Raw genomic sequence first — 17780 nt, 5'->3', positions numbered from 1 at the left:
TGAACATTTGTATGCATATTAACCACTATTATTGTGTCATAAAATTGTTCCCCCCTTTATTTATATATAATGCTTAAAGTCAATTTTCCCTTAAATACAAAACTCCTTTAAGCTATATTAAAGCTACTATGGAAACATGGTAGCTTTTTTATTTCATAAAAAACTAAACATGAATAATAAAGGTTAATAAAAATGCTGATTAATTTTGAATAGCTTTTATAGGAAAACAATAAGATTGTTTATTTAATACATTTAAAATCTAAGAAATAATAAAAATATTGGATTTTATGAAAAAATTAGAAAACTTTAAAAAATTACAGTTAGAAACAAATGAAATGGATTTAATAAATGGCGGAGAACAAGGAATTGTAAGAGATTATTACTTTAGAGAAATAGGATGGGTAGGAGATTATTATGGAATGTATTTAGTTAAATCTACTGATTCCGGTTATGAATATTATGATTTAATAGGAAATAGAATTTATTGCAATTAAATTGAATATTTTACGTTACAAATAACAAGCCTTTTAGTAGTTTTTTACTAAAAGGTTTGTTATTGCTTATCTATCTTTTACATGTATAATTTTTTTTCTAAAATCATTAAACTTATAATATTTATCATATTTCTTAGTTCTTTTTCTTGTAAAAAGAATGAAAAAGTTAGTGTTATTTTTAATGAGGTAAAAAAATTTGAATTTATTGATTTTAGTAGCATTAAGCATAGTCTTGACCAAAACATAGAGATTGTTGAATACGAATCTGTAGTAGCAGATGTCAACGACCAAGGTAAATTCAAGCTTTTTTTAATAGATAGAAATAAAAACGGAATATTTAATGACAGCTCTGATATTATATTAATAAACCCATATTATACAGAAAAACCAATTATTACTACTTTTGAAAGTAATTTAGAAAAAAGAAGAAATTTATTTTTATTTAATGAAAAAATATTTGAGATTACATCATTTGTTTATTCAAAACCAATGAATAAGTATAAATGTGATATAAAATGGTTAGATAATGAGCCTATAAAAAATATTCCTTTTGAAAACAGAATGCTTGATAAGTTACCTGAAATTTCATACAATTTACCTAATGGAGAGACTCAAAACCTTAAAAAATTAAAGAACTCAAATAAATTTATTTACATTGAATTCTGGTCTCCTTGGTGTTCACCTTGCATATCTAATTTAGAAAAGATTACTACATTAAATAAAAAATACTCTCAAAAAATCAGATTACTAACACTTTGTTCAGATAAAAAATTCAATAAAGATGATGTAATGCAATATGTAGATAAATTTAATTTACATTCTGTAGTAGGGGTTTCAACAAAAAAAATAAATGATTATTTAGGATTTGATAGACTTCCTTTTGGATATCTTTTTGACGAGAATGGTAAACTTCTAATTTTTGATGCAACTCCTTCCCAAATAGAATACTTTTTAGAAAAAAATAAATATTAAAGTTTAAAAGTGGAGAAGGCGGGGCTCGAACCCGCGACCTTTTGACTGCCAGTAAAAATAAAAAAGAGCTTTAAATAACTAATAAACAATAAATTATATATGTAATAAAAATAAAATTTCTCTTTTTTTTCTTCTTTTTTAACTATTTATAACAAAATAGATTTTACATTAACCAAACTAAATATTATAATTTTCTAAAATTAGGGTTAGACACCGTTTTAGCAATTCCATTTTTCACACAAAATGTATAATTACATTTACAAAAATCTGATTCATTAAATCTAGCTTCTATTTCCATTGGATTTTTATCATACCCATATTTTATCTGATAAAAGAAAAATTTAATTAAAAATAAAAGTAATCCGTTTTCTTGAAATTGTTTCCAATGAACTATCTCATGTAACAATAAATTTTTATTTCCTTTATGCTTTTTATCTATAAAAATTCCAAATGGAGGGATCGCCAAACCATTAAATCCAAAAGGCATACTATCAACATAATAAACCTTAACTTGTTTTTTTAATCTTTTATCTAAACAATACAGGGAAAAACCTATAAAGCTCAATAATAAATATTTATTTTTCAACATTTTAAAACTTCTGTTATTTTTATTGGCCTTAAACAAAAAAAATATAAATTTGATTTGTCCTTTGAGACGTCTTAGGACTTTCTTTTTCATAGCAATTTTCCCGCTCAATCTTTTGAGTGGGTTTTTATTTTAATATAATTTCCGTTCTTTCATAGGCTTTCTTAATGCAATTTTTTAAATCGTTTTTAGCAGACCTTTTACGATACTTAAAAAGCACTTTATACCAAGCATTTATATAGGTCGTATGTAATTGTGAGGTTTGATGGAATAAACCCGTTTTTGCGCAAATAATAGTTGCGGTTAACTCCGCTGTGAGTTCCTCTAAAACATAAGGATAACTTTTAAACTTCCCGGAACAGTTTAAATTTAATCGTGTTGGGTGAACTAGGGAATGTGCTAACTCATGATATAATAAATAATAATAGTATGGCTTGTGGATTCCTTTAGGTAAAAAAATCGTATCAGTTTTAGTATCATATTGAGCAAATGCCCCAACTTTTAAAGCCGGGGCATTTGAAAAGTTCTTTAAAATACTATCTGGACGCAAAAAATTGTCTTTTTGCCGTATCTCAGGAATAAGCGTTTCTAATGATATCGGCATTACATTACAATTTCGTGCGGAACTTCCTCGGTAGTTTCTTGCGGACTTTCCTCTTTATCCTTGATAAGCTTGCCTGTATAGATTGAGTACTTTAATTCATCTAAAGATTGATTTTGATAGCGGTTTTTGTCTGCATATACAAAGTTTTCTTTGTAATCCTTAAACTTCTCAGTAAACAGTACAATATCTGCATCAAATTGGCTCTTAGTACCACCTCTCATTTTTCCGTCTGCGGTTTGTTGAAAAATAACTAGGAATAATTTGCCATCGTATTTTTTACGTAAATCCTTATCTACTTCAAAGCCTTTGCTTAGTTCTTGCATTTTAGCAAAGGAGTCAATGACAATAATGTCGTTTTCTTTGATAAGTTTATCTAAATCCTGCTGTGTGTTGATTTCCGGATTATCAATATTATTATGAGCTATATCATTAATGTATTGATCTACTTTATCCCAATACAACGTACTATCTGGGTGTTCTTCAATACTAGCGTGTCCTACCTTGTAATTTTGTGCAAATTCATTCATAAAACGAAAAGCACAACGTGTTTTCCCTGAACCTTGTCCCCCTGTTAAAGTAATCACTAAACTTTCTTTTTGTTTTTTTTCCAACTTCCCTAAAAACTTAGAAATTTCTGCATCATTTATGGTGTAATATTCTTGTACTATGTTGGCTCTTTGCTGTCTTCTTTGTGCAAGTGATGATCTTCTTACATTTTTTACTTCAGGTTGTTTTATTTCTTTTTTTTGGGGAAGACTTTCAAATACAGGAGTAGTTATTATTTTGTTTTCTCTTGGCTCCGGTATGTGATATTCTACTTCTATTGGTGGAGTAATTTGTACGGCATCAAAGCTTTGGTTTTTAGGTATCGGTATCGCTCCATTCAATGCGAGTTGTAGTTGTTTGGGTCTCTTTTTTTGGGTTGTCTTAGTTTTGCGCTTTTTGCGTTTTGGGGTTTCCGCACATTTACAAGGCTTTTCTTGTTTTTCTTTGGTAACGATTGTTTTTAAAAACTTAGGTTCTCCGTTTTCGTCTGGTTGTAAAATAAATTCGGCTGCTTTTTGAGCTTTGGCAGCTGCTTTAAAAATAAACTTATTGTCTTTTTCTAATAGTTCTATCAATCGATTATGCCAGCTTTTGATATAAGCAGCTCCATTTCTTAAGGTGTAGTGTAAAATACCACTATTAGCACATAAAAAACTAGCTCCTATTTCTGCAATCAATTCCTCGAAAGAATAGTCTTTGTCACCAAACATTTTTCCTTTGATACGGTTTAAACGGTTGGGAGATCCTGTGGAATGAATGTACTCGTGAAATAACGTAGTATAATAGGCTTGGGAGTATTTGAAAAACTTTCGTTCGGGCATATTTACCGAATCTTTCTTTGGATGATAGGATGCTACATTTCCACCAAGTACAAAGGCAGGGGCGGGTTTTGGATAGTTCTCTATAATTGCCTCACAAGCGGCAATGGGTTCATTGGTATTTCCTTTTGCTTCGATAAAGCCAACGCCTTTAAAATTATCTAAATCAAAGTCAATATCTGTGATATCTGCACCGTTGTAAACGTTGTAATATTTTAAAATGGGTACTTTGGCATTATAAACGATGTTTTCAATATCATCCTTTTTTTTATTACTATTTATGTCAGTGTACGATTTGTTCAAGGCATTTATTTTGCTTTTGTTTTGCTTTACCCAATTGATAAACTTCTTTTCGTCATAAGTGGCAAATTTTAGTTTGGGTTTTGCCTGCTCGAAGCTGTACAGAGTGGAATAATAGGTGATTTGTTGAGCTTTTGCTCCTTCTAAAACTCGTCCTTTTAATTTTTCTACTTGTTTAAAAGTAAGGAAATACGGATTTTTTAAGAGTTTTTTCATGGCTAAGCTACCGCACAAAGTAAGCTGATTAATGGATTTATAGGGCTTTTTGCTCATAAAGTTATAGGCAAAAAGATAGCCTTGTTTATCACCATTTTCCCAAACGTTTTCCCAATCTTCGGCTTTGGTGGTTTTTAGTCTGTCGATAATTTTATCCGTTACCATTTGGTAGATTTGTTGCGGACTTACCGCCTTTCCTAAACCGTTTTGTAACTCGCTGTCATCTTCTTGAATATATTCTAAACCTGCCAATATATCGGCATCAATGGTGATTTTTGTAACGCTTGTTTTTGTGGTTTTGGTAACTTTTACAATCTTTCCGTTTTGAAATTTCCAACCTTTTTTTAACTCCCCTTTTTCGGTTAAAGCTTCTTTATAATTACCTTGGTGTCTTGGCGCATTTAAAGCGGTTGTAGGTTGCTTGTATTTTTTAACTTCTATTTCAAAAGTTTGCGCCTTGGGGTGGTTTAATAGTATTTGCGACAGCCTGTAAACAATTTCAATATTGTTTTCCTCCTTGGCTTCTGCTACCAAATTTTCTAATACTTCTCTATTAATTTCCTTTCCGTTAAGGTTTTCAAACTTTTGTGTTGTTGTCATTTATTTTTTAACTATTTTCTTTTTTTTATTTTTATAAGCGAGATACCCTACAATTGCTACCGTTAATACACCTAGCGCAATGGCTACATTCTTTTTTTTTTAATTTCAACACCAAACTTGCGCCCCAGTGCATAAACACGAGAGGTCCAGCTTTTGCCGAAATATTGAAAATCGGTAAGCCTTTGGTAATAACTTAAACGTTCCTGGGCAATTTTTTCAAAAAGCTTTTTATCATCTACTGAATTAATTGCCGCTAAAGTTTGATTTCCTATAGCACCATCAACAACCAAATTTTTACCGAAATACTTATTTAATGTACGTTGAACTATCTTTGCAGTAACCATTGGATTGGCATTAATGGCATGATCTGCAATAATTTCCGCTACACCTTGACTTTGAATTTCATCAGCTCTAACCTTATCCCAAAATTCATTTTTAAACAAAACATGCGCTTCTACCTTACTAAGGCTTTTCATATCTTCAATGCTTGGCGGTCTGCCAATAACACGTTCGTAAAACTTTGCTGAAACTCCGTGATTTGTACCTACTAATTCCCCTCTAGAGTTGTAGTTACCTTTGTCGTTTTTCAATAGCTGAAAACCACCTTCTGCTAACTCTAACGAAGGTTTAAATAATGTATAACTTGCCATTTCTTTTCCTTTTAAAATTGAATTGTTTTTGTTTGCCCTAGAGCCTCTAATTCTAATTCATAAGCCAGTTGCTTACTGAAATCTTTTACTGCTTCATTAGTACCTAAAAAATGTTTTAAAAGCATTTGCCCTCCAGTTAATAAAGGTATTTCTACATGAGCTGGAGGCAATTGCATAAACCCACCACTAGGAATATTAATAGCATTAGTATCAAGCTTAGAAAATGCTAATAGTTTTCCGGTTTTTTTTTCAAACACCCTTAATACATTAGCTCTAATAAATCCGGTATTTACGTATAAATCCTCTTTAGTAGGATTTACAGCTACAATATCTAAATCAAGAGTCAGCTGTTGAAGTGATATATTAAAATTTCGGATACTTTTGATTTTGAATTGTAGATTATCAATAATATGCTCTATTGCTTCTCTTTTTTTACCTATATATGAAGTGAGCGCAATAAGCGCAATACCACCACCTACAAATAATAGCGTTTTTTTCATTGCTAGATAATTTTAAACCGGACTAGAAAATAAATAACAACTATACTTATGACCCAAAACAACCAAAATTTAAAAGGAATCCGGTATTTTATCACTTCTTTATTTTGGAAAACAACCCGTTCTTTAAACGTAACAATAGTGTCTGTTTTTTGTATAATTTGGGTTTGTGTTTTGCCTATTTGAGCCTTTATATCGAAGCCTTTTTGTTTTTGGTTATAACTTATTCCGTAAGAACTGGTACCGCTATGTTTATAGGTTTTAAAGTTGTTGAATAAAGTATTAATTATACTATCAACTTCTTTATTTTCTGTGTTTGGTAAAGACAAAAAAACAACATCGTCAATAGGTTGATTAATCACCTTTACTTCTTTAACTTCCTTAGCTCTTACCAAAAAATCTTTTTGATTTTTAAAAATCTCCACTTGCTTTTTTTGTGTGCTACAAGCGGAGAAAATCAAAAAACTAATTATTATGAAAACAGTTTTTTTAAAGATTGCCATATTTTTGCACGTATTTATCAAGCGTTTCACGCTCTTTTATTAATAGATTATGTAGCTTTGTATTCATTTCTTCTAATTGCGAAATGTGATCTTTAAGGCTTGTTATTCTGTCGTTAAAATCCTCCTTAATAGCTTCTATTAATTCGGAATTAATTTCAAAGCCTCTTTTGAAATTTTCCATTTTTAGTTGATCGGCTTTATTGGAGGCACTTTTTACTTCCAATAAACGAAGTCTTAAACCGAAAAAAAATGAAACAGCTATGAGAAAAAGAAGCACAAACGGGCGGAAGCTATCCGGTAGATATTGTATTATTTCCTCCATTATGTTGATGCATTAGCTTCTTTTTTACTCTTTTTCTTTTTGTCTTTAGCAACGGCATAGATTAATAAACCACCTATAAGTGCGAAACCTAAATAGTTGTACTTTTTTGCCTCTTTCTTTGTTCCTACAGTTATTACTACTTCATTCAACATATCATCCGGCTTTAAAACTATTACCGAAGGAAGTTCTGAAGCTTTTATATCTAATACTTGATATTCAACAAAAGAAAATCGTAGAATATCGTTAGGTGAAGCTTCTATTACAAATGATCCATCAACTCTAGTAGTAACACCAAAGGATGTGTTTAAATTCTTAATATTAACTGGTTCTTCAAAAGGTTGTTTAGTTAGTGAGTCAATTACTTTTCCTGTTATTCTTGTTTTCATAGTACAACCGCATTTTTTTTCGTTATTTGAAATTCCCGTGTCAAATTCGACATTAGGGCATGCTAGCCCTTGAATTGGTAAACTTGTTTCCATGTTGTTTATCTTTTTCTTTTTTAAAAAGGGATTTGAGCCATTTTAAAACGGCTCTCTATTTTTTTATACAAGGTTGGATCAAAGAAGCTTGAAACTTCTTCTTTTAGCCAGTAGGTTAAATCATAGCTATCTGCTAATTTCTTAGCCATATATGTTGTTGGTGTACCTCCCATAGCTCTTTTTCTAAGCCCAAATTTTTTGTGTACTAATCTTAAATCATCACCCGTTTTTATTTCATCAAAAACTTGTGATATTTTTTCAGTATCTGAGGAAGGTTGACCGAATAATATTGTTTTATTAAAGGCATCTAAAAGGGATTTAGCCAATAACTCAGCGTGAGCTGCTGAAACTGTTAGATTTTTAGGATTTATTTGTAAGTCCGTTTTTATTGTATCAACTTCGGGGGATTCTAAAATATCTCCAACCGCATCTGAAGCTTTGTTTATTCCTTTATACAATTTATAAACTACATAAAAACCAACTAACCCAACAGCAAAATATGCTACCTCTTTTTTATTCTTAGCAATAAACCCACCTGCTTCTTTTACTGCTTTTTTTGCTTTTTCTTTATTTTCTTTGGAAGCAATTTTCCCTACTTTTTGCGATATCTTTTTCATAGCTTATTTTAGTTTAAAAAAGCTTTTACTGTTGCGAACTTAATAGGGTTGGAAAAGTATTCTAAAGCTTTAGGATTGGTTGATAATTCTGCTAACCGGCATAACACTTTTTCTTCTAAAGTGTTTAATTGGGTTAGAGCTTCGTCTTTGTTGTTTATTTTCATGTTTATTTTTCTAAAATTTCTACGATTTCCTCATCAATACCCTCTTTCCAATTTTCTAATAAATAGATTAGAAAAGCTATTTTTTGTTCTTCAGTGTTTTCGGATTGAATTTTATTGAAGAGGCTTTTTTGTATTTGAGTTACCGGAGAACCTAATGCACCGGAGTTTACATTTTGTCCCCCCATAATTGCCTTAGCTACATCAGGAAGTGCGCCCGCAAGGGATTCAAATGCTGGGCTTTCAAAAAAACCTTTACTTTCCATTTTTGCCTTTTCAATAGCTAAATCTTGTCGATCATTAGCCGTTTGTAACTTTATTTCTAACGAGCTGTTTTTTTCACGTAGAATACGGTTTTCTGATTTTAACTCCCTTATTTCTTCCTTTAATTCCTCTACTTGTTGTTTATAGTCATTGGAACGTTCGGCATCAACAAACTTATTCATCAATCCCGGAGCTCCTAAAAAACTACTAAACATATCTTGTGAAGGCGTAGGAGGTATATATGTTTGTGCTGATGTTTGTATCGGTGTATTCATGGATTCTTTTTCTAAATCTTCTTTAAACTCTTTTACTAAATGATAGGTGGTTTTTTCAGGAGTACCATACATTTTTTGTAAGGTAAACACCACATCTTTTTTAAATCCTTTTCCTGGCAATAGGCTTAAAAAGTGTTGCAATGAGTTATACTTACTTTCAATGTAATGAAGATCAAAAGCATATTTATGTATAGGTGTATCTTTAGATAATTTAACACCGGTAGCATTTTTTATCTTTACCACATGGTTTTCACTGCTACTTAAATGCTCTTGTAACGTATTGATTAGATTATTCATGATACAGATATCTTACCGTTGCACTTTTAAATCCTTTACTTTCACCTTCTATCTCCTTAAATTCAAAGCGAAGTACCCCTTTTGTAATGGGTACAGGAGAAGACACTATAAAGGGGTTGTAATTTTCTTTTATAATTTGGTTTGAGCCGTCTTTTACCAACAACGGCATACTTTCTTTTGATACAAATACTTCTAGCTTGTAAATACCTTTACAGTCATTAAGTTTTTTTATATCAATTTCAAAATCTTCTTTGTATGTTTTTGTTCCGTAAATAGCACTCATAACAAATTATTTAATTAACATTCGCAGTCTGATTGGTGTATCTCAAAAATAAACTCACCGCAAATAGGCATATCTCCATACGTTTCCCAACGAATGGTTATTTCATCGTTTTCTGAGGTTTCGTCTATTTGTTTAAAGTTTTCCAAATAACCGCCTCCTTTATTCTGATAATCTCTAATATCTGTTGGTTCTGTTAAAAGATTACTTCTAGTGTCGGTTATAAATACATCAGTATGTGTAATACCAAAAGGCAAGGCATTATATGATACTGGCCCACTTCCGCTATCAGGTGGCAATAATGCCATTTCATCAATGTAAGAAACAAACTTTACACCTTTAACTTCTCCTTTAGGCAACTGACCATTTACTTCATTATTTAAGTACGAAGTAAAATCGGTACCAGTTTCTTTAAGTAATCCTTTGTTTACTATTATACGTTTATAAACTCTTTTCATATTCTTTGATTAAAGAAAATTTGCGTAAAAAAATTTTACGCAAATTTTTTATTTAATTGAAGTATTTTATCTTTTTTGGTAGGTTTCGAAGCCTCTGAAGAACACAGATACAAAAAGTTCTTTATCTGCCGGAGGTTTTACACCAACACCTGAAGGAAATTCAATATCAACTTCAATTGCGTGCTTAGGCAACACTAATGCAAATGCCCCTAAATCTTTGTACTTTACGCCATTTTCGTATGAGTTTACGATTGAATTAATAGGAAGTTTTACTAATACTTCATTGTTTTGTTTTACTACTAGATTCGCAAAACGCAACTCTGCCGGTAAATTTGATGTTCCGTAATTTACTGAAGCAACATGTGTAGTTGGGTCTTCAAACGAATACGCAAACGAAACACCGTCCATAACGAAAATACGTCCTTCGTTTAGGGTGTTTTTGTCAAAATTGGTAACCCCTCTTACGTTGTTAGACTCTCCATCCAACAAGTTAATATTTCCTGAAGTACCTATCTTTTTGTTAATAAAAAGGTCTCCGGGCATTGGCTTTAAAAGGCTAGTGTTCCATTCATAACCATGTTTTTGGTTCTTTTCACCTAGGTAAGTAACTACTTTTAGATATTGTTCTTGGTTTGATAATAAATTCATATCTTTTTTTATTTTTAATTAACTGATAAATTCTGCTGTTTGTTCAAATACAGGCTGTTCAAAAGATGAATAGTCTATATATACCGGATTTCCAAGCCCTGTTTTGAAAAGGCTATCCTCTTGTAGCTTCTCTTCAAACATTTCTTTTAATAAATAACCTGTCTGTGTTGTAGCCATTGAGACAGCCATGTCTTGTCCTACTTTTCTTCCGGTTGTTTTTCTATCTAAGCTGGCAGCTGCTATAATACTTCCGGCAATCAACAAGCCTCTTTTTAACTTGTTATTTTTAATTGGTAATTTGTCTGCAATAATGCGTGAACCGATAGCTCCTGCTGTCATGCTAGCTACACTTACTATTGAGTTTTCAATTCCTTCTTTTGTCATGATTTTTTTACTTTTTTTTAGTTATCATATATACACCTCCTAGTAATACTATAGCCCCTATCCCTAAACCGATATAAAGCATAGTATTGTCTTTTTGTGGAGGCTTGTTATTGTTCATCATTTGCATTTGCAACATTTTCATCATGTCGTCAACTGACTTTTGTTGCTGTTGGGCTTGCTGCTCCAATTTTGAAACTAACAGAGGGGCTATGTCCTGTTGTTGTCCTCCCGGGGTATTCACATATACAGGCTGTCCGTTGCGGGCCTGCTCTATTTGCGCCCAAGTTGTTCCGGCTGTAGATATTAAATCTTTAAGATTTAACCCATCAAAAAAGCCATTTAACGCATTGCTACGTTTAGGTGATGCTACCAAACTTGTTTTTCCCCAAGCTATTTGTTGTTGTATTAAACTTTTTCTCATTGCTATTTATTTATGCTACTACTCTTGTAGCAGTAGTCTTTTTTTTATTTTTTACCACGTAAAAAGCTAAACCTAACAAGGCAATACCTCCAATAATTAGAGGTGCATTTTCTTTTAGTTGCCCTTTAATAGCTGAGTTTTTGTCGGCTTGATCTTCACTAACTGTTTTGTTATCTCGGTTGGCTTTGTAAGCAGCAATTTTTTGTTGTGCAGCTAAAATTTTATTTTCTAACTCTTTAATAGTTTCTTTAAGCTTTACAATATTTTCGCCCCCGATTTTTATCCCTTCATTTTGCTGCTTTTCAAGGGTTAAATACGCTCCTTTAATTTGTCCTAGTGCTTGCTCAGCTTGTCTAAGGGCGTTTTCCGCATTTCTGCGTCTTGTAACTGCGCCATTACACCAAGCACCTAAACCAATACCAAGAGCATCAATAATTCCCTGTTCTTTTTGAAGTTCAAGTGTTAGTTTCTCAACTTTATCTTCTAACTCTATTATGTCTTTTTTCAGTTCTGCCCATTCGGCAGCTCTTGCTCCGGTTTCTAAGGCTTTGTACTTTTTATCCCATTCTGCTTTTTGAGCATTAATATCTCTGGCTTTTCTTTCTAAGTCGTCCGCAATTCCATTCGACGGACAAAAGCCGTCAAACCAACCTGCAAGGGATGGCGGGCTATCAAATTGATGAATCATAGCTATTTATTTTTTTTAAATATTAAATACAATGCTGTCAACGCAACAACACCGTAACCTATTTGCTTTTTTAAAAGCTTGCGTTTTTTTGCTTTTTTATCTTCTTCAAGGGTTTCGGTTAGTTTTTTCTCATATTCTTCTAAACTCTTTTTGTTAGCAATTGCTAAGTTCTTTTGCTCTTCCTTTATTAAGGAAGCATAGTTAGTGTCGTGCTTAAAAAAAATGCTCAACAAATCTCTATGAAAAGGCTTTTCGTAGTAGTAAAGAGTTTCGCCGTCCAAATGCACTTTTTTACGAAGTTCTTTTATATGTTGTACTACTGGAAGGACCTCTTTTTCGTATTCTTTAGCAATGGTGGTGTTGTATATTTTTGCAAAATGATTTTTGTTTTTTAGTAACCAATGATCTACACTAACACCGTAAGGCACTACGGCATCTACACCGTATTTGTTAGCCTCCTTCTTTATGGTTATTTGCCTGTATTCTGCTAATATTGGGTTAGAAGCCTGTCCTACTACAAAATAGTAGGTACGCTCTGAAGTCATGGCATTTTTGGTAGTTACAGAAACCTTAAAACGTTGTTGCGTTTTAATAAAGTTGTTTAGGTAAGTATCAATATATTGCTTTAATTGTTCTGCGAAGGTTAACGATTGCATTAATACTTCGAGTGCGCAATCGTCATAGGTACTGTGTGCGGTTTCTGAGCGTAAATGCTCAATACCTAGATCTACTTCTTTTAAAAGCTCGTTAAAAAGATTTTCAATGCGTGTATCATTACTTATTTCAATAGCTTCATCTAATAAAGCTATTTTGTTTTGCAATACAGTTTGTAAATCTCTCCTAATTCTAAGAGATACCACACCTTTATCAAAACGTGAATCTATGCACGAGTTAAGATGCTCTATAAACGAATCTACTCCTGCCATTATAAGCTTTGAAAAACCTTGGCTTAAACCATTTTGTACAAAACCTAACTGCCCCTGTTTTCTAGGGATCATTTTTACATCATCCGATTTGAATATACGCTGTTCTTCAAGTGTATTAATTGTGCCATCAATAACATAATAACCGCTTTTTAAATCAGCAGTTTGTTGATTTTTAGGTACAATAACATACACATGAGAAAAGCCCTCCCCTTCGTTTATAATTACTCTACGTAAATAATGTATTATCCCCCTATTAAGTAGTACAGTACTTGCGAATATAGAGTAACTTTTACAGTCCAACCCTTTTTGTCTACTCGACCATGAGCATGCAGGGCTTTTAAGCTTTTGTGTGTAATCATCTATCTTATATTGTAGATGATGAAAAAGAAAACTGTGCAGCTCCTTGCATAATTTAGATAAGGATAAGCCTGTAAAAAAACGATCGGTTAAGGCTTTTGTATGATGTGTATATTTATGAGACCAAAGCGCCATGTTATCTATGGCAACTTTGGTATCACCAGAAGCAAGGTTTACACTACTACAATCACTAAAAGGCATCAAAGCGTTGTACTCTGATCCGGATTTGATTTCTCTATAAAGTAATGTATTAATTGCCTCTCTATTATTCATTTTTATTGTAAATACAATGCAATAATAGAGAGGCTTTTAACTAATGTTGGAGGTTTGTTTACCTTTGTGAAGTTTTGTGGAGGTTTGTTTACCTTTGTGAAGTTTTGTTAAACTTCCTCCTTTATTTCTATATCATAGTTTTTTAAATATTCTTCAACCTCAGAAGGTCTTAGATACTTTTTATAACGAGCTATTTCAATAGGTAAATTTCGCTGTTTAGCTATTATTTCATTAATCACTGCTCTAGCTTCAGGTAATGGGATAAAAGGAAATTTACCAAATAATCTTTTTTTACATTGTATTTTCATTTTTTACAATAAAGGGGGAAGGTTATTACTAAACTATTTTTATCGTTGCCAACTAAATATCTCGTAACTATATGTTATATCTCCATTAACATCATAATGATACGCTTTCAAAGGTAATGTTACATAAGACGTATGCCCGGACATTAATATGTGTGATATTTTGGTAGGGTCGTTTATTAAATAATAATAGTTTAAGGTTATTCTGATAAAAAAGCTTGTAAATTGACAATAATACTCTTTTGTAACTAATTTCCCATCCCTATCATTGTTGATTGTAGGACTTCCCATAACGTTCATTTCAGCAAATAGAAGCAATTTTTCATACGTATTTTGGTCCTGATACACTTTCCAGTAAGGATCATTTTCTTTAGGGTCTATTGGTCTGTTTGAACCTCCTTTATTAAGGGAAATGGAACTGTAAAAAGTATTTTTAACTTCTTCTATGTTATTAAAGTCTTTAACCCCATTAATAGTTAGGTTAGAAATTGGTATAGACAGTCCTTTTTCTTCTAAAGGGATTAGAGAATCATTAATTAATAACCAATCTTTATTGCGTGGGTGTTGGTGTACATTTATACTAGAAGTAATTAATTTAATTCCTCCCTGATCGGAAATTACAATATTTCCGTTTTCTTGATTTTGCGTTATTATATTCATTTCTTTTCTGTTTTTTTAAATTTTAAAAATGAATGAGGCAGTCTTGTCTCCTCATTATAATTTTTAAGAATACCTACTGCCGGATCATAGTAAACATTATTTATTTTTAATGTATAATGCCCACTTTGACTCTCATCCGGAAACTCTAATAATACAATGGAATTATTAGGTATATCTTTAAAGGTTCTAACTTTTTTATATTCTGTATCAAAACCATTTTTTTCTAAATATGGTTTAAGGTCTTTTATAATATTTGTTGTTCCATCTTTTTGCAATTCTTTACAAATTTGCTCAGTAGGTTTACCTATTATCATTGAAAGAACTGTTTGTCCGCAAAGTTTTGTATTATATCCTTGCGATACATATTGCGTATTTATTGCGCTTTTAGTTTCCTTAAATTTATCTATTGAAGCACTCATATTCTTCGTTTTTTTTACCTTTATATTATGAAAAAGAAAAGCAGACTTTACAGATTATTAATTTACAACCTCAAATGCCTATTACTTGTTTTCTTTCCTAATTCCCAAGGAGGAAATCAATTTTAATTGCTATAGTCTTGGTATTATTAATTTGTTTTTCATGGTTTTGCGTTTTTGCGTTAATTTTTGCGTAGTATAGTCCTGTACTCCTCTTTTTTTATTCCTGAAGCAATCATATCAAACCACTTCTTTTTTAGATTTAGGTGTAATGTATTGTTATTCATTGATTTATTTTTTTAACAAAAATTTAACGTTTAACCCCCTCAAAATCCCCAACTCCCTGAATACATACTTCATGAAAAAAAGATGTAAAGAACCAAAATCAACAAGGTTGAAATGGTTCAAAAGGGTAAAATCATTAGTTAAACTTTTAGAATTAATAGTTGATTTAATATCATTGTTTGACTAGTATAAAATCGGTAGGTTGAATGAATGACTTTATAAAACATAATTCAACCTACAATTAATTTGACGCCATGCGGTGCCGGTTATACAAAATCTTTGAAAATAAAAAAGAGCTTCAAATTGAAGTTCCTGCAGTAAGTATATATCCTGAACTAAACCTAACCCATATACTTTGGCCACCTATTGTAGCCAACATCTGGGTTATTAGAATCAAACTTTCTAATTAATTCTATTTCTTTTGAGTTAACCTCTTTTACCGAGGCTGTTTCTGATTCCCAAAGTATCTGCTTTCTAATAGTGAAATCTCTTCTTTCCTCTCTACTAAAATCTTTAGCTATTATCTTACTATCAGCACTCCCAAAGTAATTAATACTATCAGTTAAATCTTTTCCTATGTATATTTTTCCATTAGGATAAGTTATCTTATAAATTATTTTCATTTTCTCATATGTTCAACTAGTTAAAGATAATGAATACTTAAAATTTAAACTTACTGCAATGTCAAAGAACTTTTCCGTTTTTAAGGTACTGGAGAACCTACTGATTTTTTACTATTTGGTTAGTTATTCTATTCCATACACATCGGTATTCGATACCTGTCCTGTGTTCTTGGTCATCATGCAAATAAGAAATGCCTTTGTGACCATTTGGGCAATCGTCATAAGTTTTTGTGTGCGCCAGTACGATCATAATTTCTACTGTTTTTGTTTTATATAAAGTTTTAAAGTTTCATTTGTACTTATTTTTTATCTTTATCTTCATGACAGACCAAGAAAAAATAAAAGAATATTATAATAGATATGTTAATTCCATAATCAAATACTGTTACTATTTATTAGGTTTAGCTGTTGCTTCAATCGGTTATATCGTAAACTTAACTAAAGACAAAAAATTAGATTTCGATTTAATTTCTTTACTTCTCATAATATCTGTTTTATGTTGGTTATTTAGTATATTTTTAGGCCTTTTATATATTAGATTAAACCTTTCAGTTGATTTTTACAGAACTACTTATTACGTTAAAAAAAAAAACATACCTAAAGATTTAACTAGAATTCAACTTGAGGAAGAACTCAAAAAAATAGAACACTTATACTCAAATTCAAAAAGAAGCAATAGAATGATTCAATCATTTAGATGGCAGACCATAGTTTATTTTAGTGGTGTTTTATTTTTTGTTCTATGGAATTTTATTAATGTATTTTCTTGATTTAATAATTAGTTAATTAACCCATTTAAACTCATTCCTCTCAACACTTTCTATCATAGAAACAGCAACAGCAGCAACTTGTATTAGTTCGGTTCTATAAGCCTCTAATCTCTCTTTAAAAGCTTCCTTGTTTTCCTCTAAACTTGGATTAAACTGTTGAGCTCCAAAATGCAACTCTACAGCTTCTTTTCCAACTTCGCCATGCTCTTCTGTGAGTATCGCCATCCATTCTACTAAATTGTGATTCTGCTCGCCCCATTTTTCATTTTGACGTGAGCGCTCTTCTCTAATTTCTTGTAATATGTGTTCCATTTTCTTATTGTTTATACTATTTTTACTCTTATGAAAAAGAAAAGCAGACTTTACAGATTATTTATTTACAACCTCAAATGCCTATTACTTGTTTTCTTTCCTAATTCCAATGGAGGAAATCAATTCTAATTTCTACAGATTATTTACTAAATGATTAATCATTGATTTTTTTACTTTTTTAGCTCCTTCCTCTCCTAAAAGAGATTTAATATTATTTAGGTACCTGTCTAAAAAAATATTCTGTTCTTTAATTTCGTCTTGTATTTCCTGTTCTCTATTCATTATTTCTACAGATTTAGTATTAATTGTTGATCTTGTATTGGTCTAAAGTATTGTCCTGTTCTACGATCGTATTGAAACCAGTTATTAGAACATTTTGACAAGTAAGTTTTTTTATTTATCGTTATAATTCGTCCGCCACAATCAAGACATCTTTTATCAGATGTATCGCAATTATGGTATACAGCTTCGCAATGTGGATCTAAACAGGCTTTTATCATATTTCCTACTGTTTAAAAATTTATTGTACCCATCATAAAATCCACATAGGAATCTATCTGATCTTGATCGTTATGAAATTGATGCTCCTCAGCCATTTCAATTGCCGTTCTTATTTCCCATTCATTGGTTGGATATGGAGAATAAAAATTGTGTACCCACTCTCCTTCCTTAGCTAATCCACAAGCGACATCTTCTTTTGAAGCTTTTTCAAAATCAGAATCACTCAAATTCGTATTCTCTATTAAATATGCTTTTGCCGCATCTGTTGTCAT

27 protein-coding genes are annotated in these 17780 nt (G+C 31.4%); 2 read left to right on the top strand and 25 right to left on the bottom strand.

Translation table 11 applies throughout. The annotated features are described in order from the left end of the window. Window positions 1-287: 287 nt before the first annotated feature. Window positions 288-494, top strand: coding sequence for a hypothetical protein (locus ACQY1Q_RS06115; RefSeq protein ID WP_431004406.1), 207 nt, complete (start codon window positions 288-290; stop codon window positions 492-494). A gap of 81 nt (window positions 495-575) precedes the next feature. Beyond that, complete coding sequence (locus tag ACQY1Q_RS06110) at window positions 576-1466, top strand: TlpA family protein disulfide reductase (protein ID WP_431004405.1); 891 nt, start codon at window positions 576-578, stop codon at window positions 1464-1466. 184 nt (window positions 1467-1650) lie between these two features. On the opposite strand, the gene ACQY1Q_RS06105 is transcribed toward ACQY1Q_RS06110, so the two are convergent. From ACQY1Q_RS06105 to ACQY1Q_RS05985, 25 genes are all read right to left on the bottom strand, one after another. After that, window positions 1651-2163 (bottom strand): hypothetical protein, encoded by a 513-nt coding sequence (locus tag ACQY1Q_RS06105; RefSeq protein ID WP_431004404.1) that lies wholly within the window; start codon window positions 2161-2163, stop codon window positions 1651-1653. 16 nt (window positions 2164-2179) lie between these two features. Further along, window positions 2180-2656, bottom strand: a complete 477-nt coding sequence (locus tag ACQY1Q_RS06100; RefSeq protein ID WP_431004403.1) for a zincin-like metallopeptidase domain-containing protein — start codon at window positions 2654-2656, stop codon at window positions 2180-2182. Further along, entirely contained in the window at window positions 2656-5136 is a 2481-nt protein-coding gene (locus ACQY1Q_RS06095) for a zincin-like metallopeptidase domain-containing protein (RefSeq protein ID WP_431004402.1), read from the bottom strand. Before ACQY1Q_RS06095 ends, ACQY1Q_RS06100 begins: the two co-directional genes overlap by 1 nt. Before the next feature lie 83 nt (window positions 5137-5219). Then, a complete protein-coding gene (locus ACQY1Q_RS06090) occupies window positions 5220-5786 on the bottom strand; it encodes a glycoside hydrolase family 108 protein (protein WP_431004401.1) in 567 nt (188 codons plus the stop codon). A gap of 11 nt (window positions 5787-5797) precedes the next feature. Next, window positions 5798-6286: a hypothetical protein gene (locus tag ACQY1Q_RS06085; protein WP_431004400.1), complete on the bottom strand. Its 489-nt coding sequence runs from the start codon at window positions 6284-6286 to the stop codon at window positions 5798-5800. A gap of 2 nt (window positions 6287-6288) precedes the next feature. After that, on the bottom strand, window positions 6289-6708 hold the full coding sequence (locus ACQY1Q_RS06080) for a hypothetical protein (protein WP_431004399.1): 420 nt from the start codon (window positions 6706-6708) through the stop codon (window positions 6289-6291). Between the two features lie 64 nt (window positions 6709-6772). Further along, window positions 6773-7108 (bottom strand): hypothetical protein, encoded by a 336-nt coding sequence (locus ACQY1Q_RS06075; protein ID WP_431004398.1) that lies wholly within the window; start codon window positions 7106-7108, stop codon window positions 6773-6775. Next, window positions 7108-7587: a carboxypeptidase-like regulatory domain-containing protein gene (locus tag ACQY1Q_RS06070; protein WP_431004397.1), complete on the bottom strand. Its 480-nt coding sequence runs from the start codon at window positions 7585-7587 to the stop codon at window positions 7108-7110. Before ACQY1Q_RS06070 ends, ACQY1Q_RS06075 begins: the two co-directional genes overlap by 1 nt. Window positions 7588-7607: 20 nt before the next feature. Then, on the bottom strand, window positions 7608-8204 hold the full coding sequence (locus ACQY1Q_RS06065) for a hypothetical protein (protein ID WP_431004396.1): 597 nt from the start codon (window positions 8202-8204) through the stop codon (window positions 7608-7610). Window positions 8205-8212: 8 nt separating this feature from the next. Next, window positions 8213-8368, bottom strand: a complete 156-nt coding sequence (locus ACQY1Q_RS06060; RefSeq protein WP_431004395.1) for a hypothetical protein — start codon at window positions 8366-8368, stop codon at window positions 8213-8215. Window positions 8369-8370: 2 nt separating this feature from the next. Further along, window positions 8371-9201: a hypothetical protein gene (locus tag ACQY1Q_RS06055; protein WP_431004394.1), complete on the bottom strand. Its 831-nt coding sequence runs from the start codon at window positions 9199-9201 to the stop codon at window positions 8371-8373. Further along, on the bottom strand, window positions 9194-9484 hold the full coding sequence (locus ACQY1Q_RS06050; protein WP_431004393.1) for a hypothetical protein: 291 nt from the start codon (window positions 9482-9484) through the stop codon (window positions 9194-9196). The genes ACQY1Q_RS06055 and ACQY1Q_RS06050 overlap by 8 nt, the downstream gene beginning before the upstream one ends. A gap of 14 nt (window positions 9485-9498) precedes the next feature. After that, on the bottom strand, window positions 9499-9939 hold the full coding sequence (locus ACQY1Q_RS06045) for a hypothetical protein (protein ID WP_431004392.1): 441 nt from the start codon (window positions 9937-9939) through the stop codon (window positions 9499-9501). Window positions 9940-10005: 66 nt separating this feature from the next. Then, window positions 10006-10587 (bottom strand): hypothetical protein, encoded by a 582-nt coding sequence (locus tag ACQY1Q_RS06040; protein WP_431004391.1) that lies wholly within the window; start codon window positions 10585-10587, stop codon window positions 10006-10008. Between the two features lie 18 nt (window positions 10588-10605). Beyond that, a complete protein-coding gene (locus tag ACQY1Q_RS06035; protein WP_431004390.1) occupies window positions 10606-10971 on the bottom strand; it encodes a hypothetical protein in 366 nt (121 codons plus the stop codon). Window positions 10972-10978: 7 nt separating this feature from the next. Next, window positions 10979-11392: a hypothetical protein gene (locus ACQY1Q_RS06030; protein WP_431004389.1), complete on the bottom strand. Its 414-nt coding sequence runs from the start codon at window positions 11390-11392 to the stop codon at window positions 10979-10981. Between the two features lie 10 nt (window positions 11393-11402). Then, complete coding sequence (locus ACQY1Q_RS06025) at window positions 11403-12080, bottom strand: LPXTG cell wall anchor domain-containing protein (protein WP_431004388.1); 678 nt, start codon at window positions 12078-12080, stop codon at window positions 11403-11405. 2 nt (window positions 12081-12082) lie between these two features. Continuing rightward, a complete protein-coding gene (locus ACQY1Q_RS06020; RefSeq protein WP_431004387.1) occupies window positions 12083-13636 on the bottom strand; it encodes a hypothetical protein in 1554 nt (517 codons plus the stop codon). 107 nt (window positions 13637-13743) lie between these two features. Then, window positions 13744-13944: a hypothetical protein gene (locus ACQY1Q_RS06015; protein WP_431004386.1), complete on the bottom strand. Its 201-nt coding sequence runs from the start codon at window positions 13942-13944 to the stop codon at window positions 13744-13746. A 39-nt stretch (window positions 13945-13983) separates the two neighbouring features. Then, entirely contained in the window at window positions 13984-14601 is a 618-nt protein-coding gene (locus tag ACQY1Q_RS06010; protein ID WP_431004385.1) for a hypothetical protein, read from the bottom strand. Beyond that, complete coding sequence (locus tag ACQY1Q_RS06005) at window positions 14598-15020, bottom strand: hypothetical protein (RefSeq protein WP_431004384.1); 423 nt, start codon at window positions 15018-15020, stop codon at window positions 14598-14600. Before ACQY1Q_RS06005 ends, ACQY1Q_RS06010 begins: the two co-directional genes overlap by 4 nt. Before the next feature lie 623 nt (window positions 15021-15643). Next, the gene (locus tag ACQY1Q_RS06000) at window positions 15644-15925 is read right to left on the bottom strand and encodes a GIY-YIG nuclease family protein (RefSeq protein WP_431004383.1); all 282 of its coding nucleotides are present in this window, start codon (window positions 15923-15925) and stop codon (window positions 15644-15646) included. Between the two features lie 782 nt (window positions 15926-16707). Continuing rightward, window positions 16708-17007, bottom strand: coding sequence for a hypothetical protein (locus ACQY1Q_RS05995; RefSeq protein WP_431004382.1), 300 nt, complete (start codon window positions 17005-17007; stop codon window positions 16708-16710). 132 nt (window positions 17008-17139) lie between these two features. Further along, complete coding sequence (locus ACQY1Q_RS05990; protein WP_431004381.1) at window positions 17140-17289, bottom strand: hypothetical protein; 150 nt, start codon at window positions 17287-17289, stop codon at window positions 17140-17142. Window positions 17290-17519: 230 nt separating this feature from the next. After that, window positions 17520-17780, bottom strand: a complete 261-nt coding sequence (locus tag ACQY1Q_RS05985; RefSeq protein WP_431004380.1) for a hypothetical protein — start codon at window positions 17778-17780, stop codon at window positions 17520-17522.

The organism is Tenacibaculum sp. TC6 (genome assembly GCF_050606265.1).
Lineage (GTDB): Bacteria > Bacteroidota > Bacteroidia > Flavobacteriales > Flavobacteriaceae > Polaribacter.
This window is presented reverse-complemented; position numbering and strand designations above follow the sequence as displayed.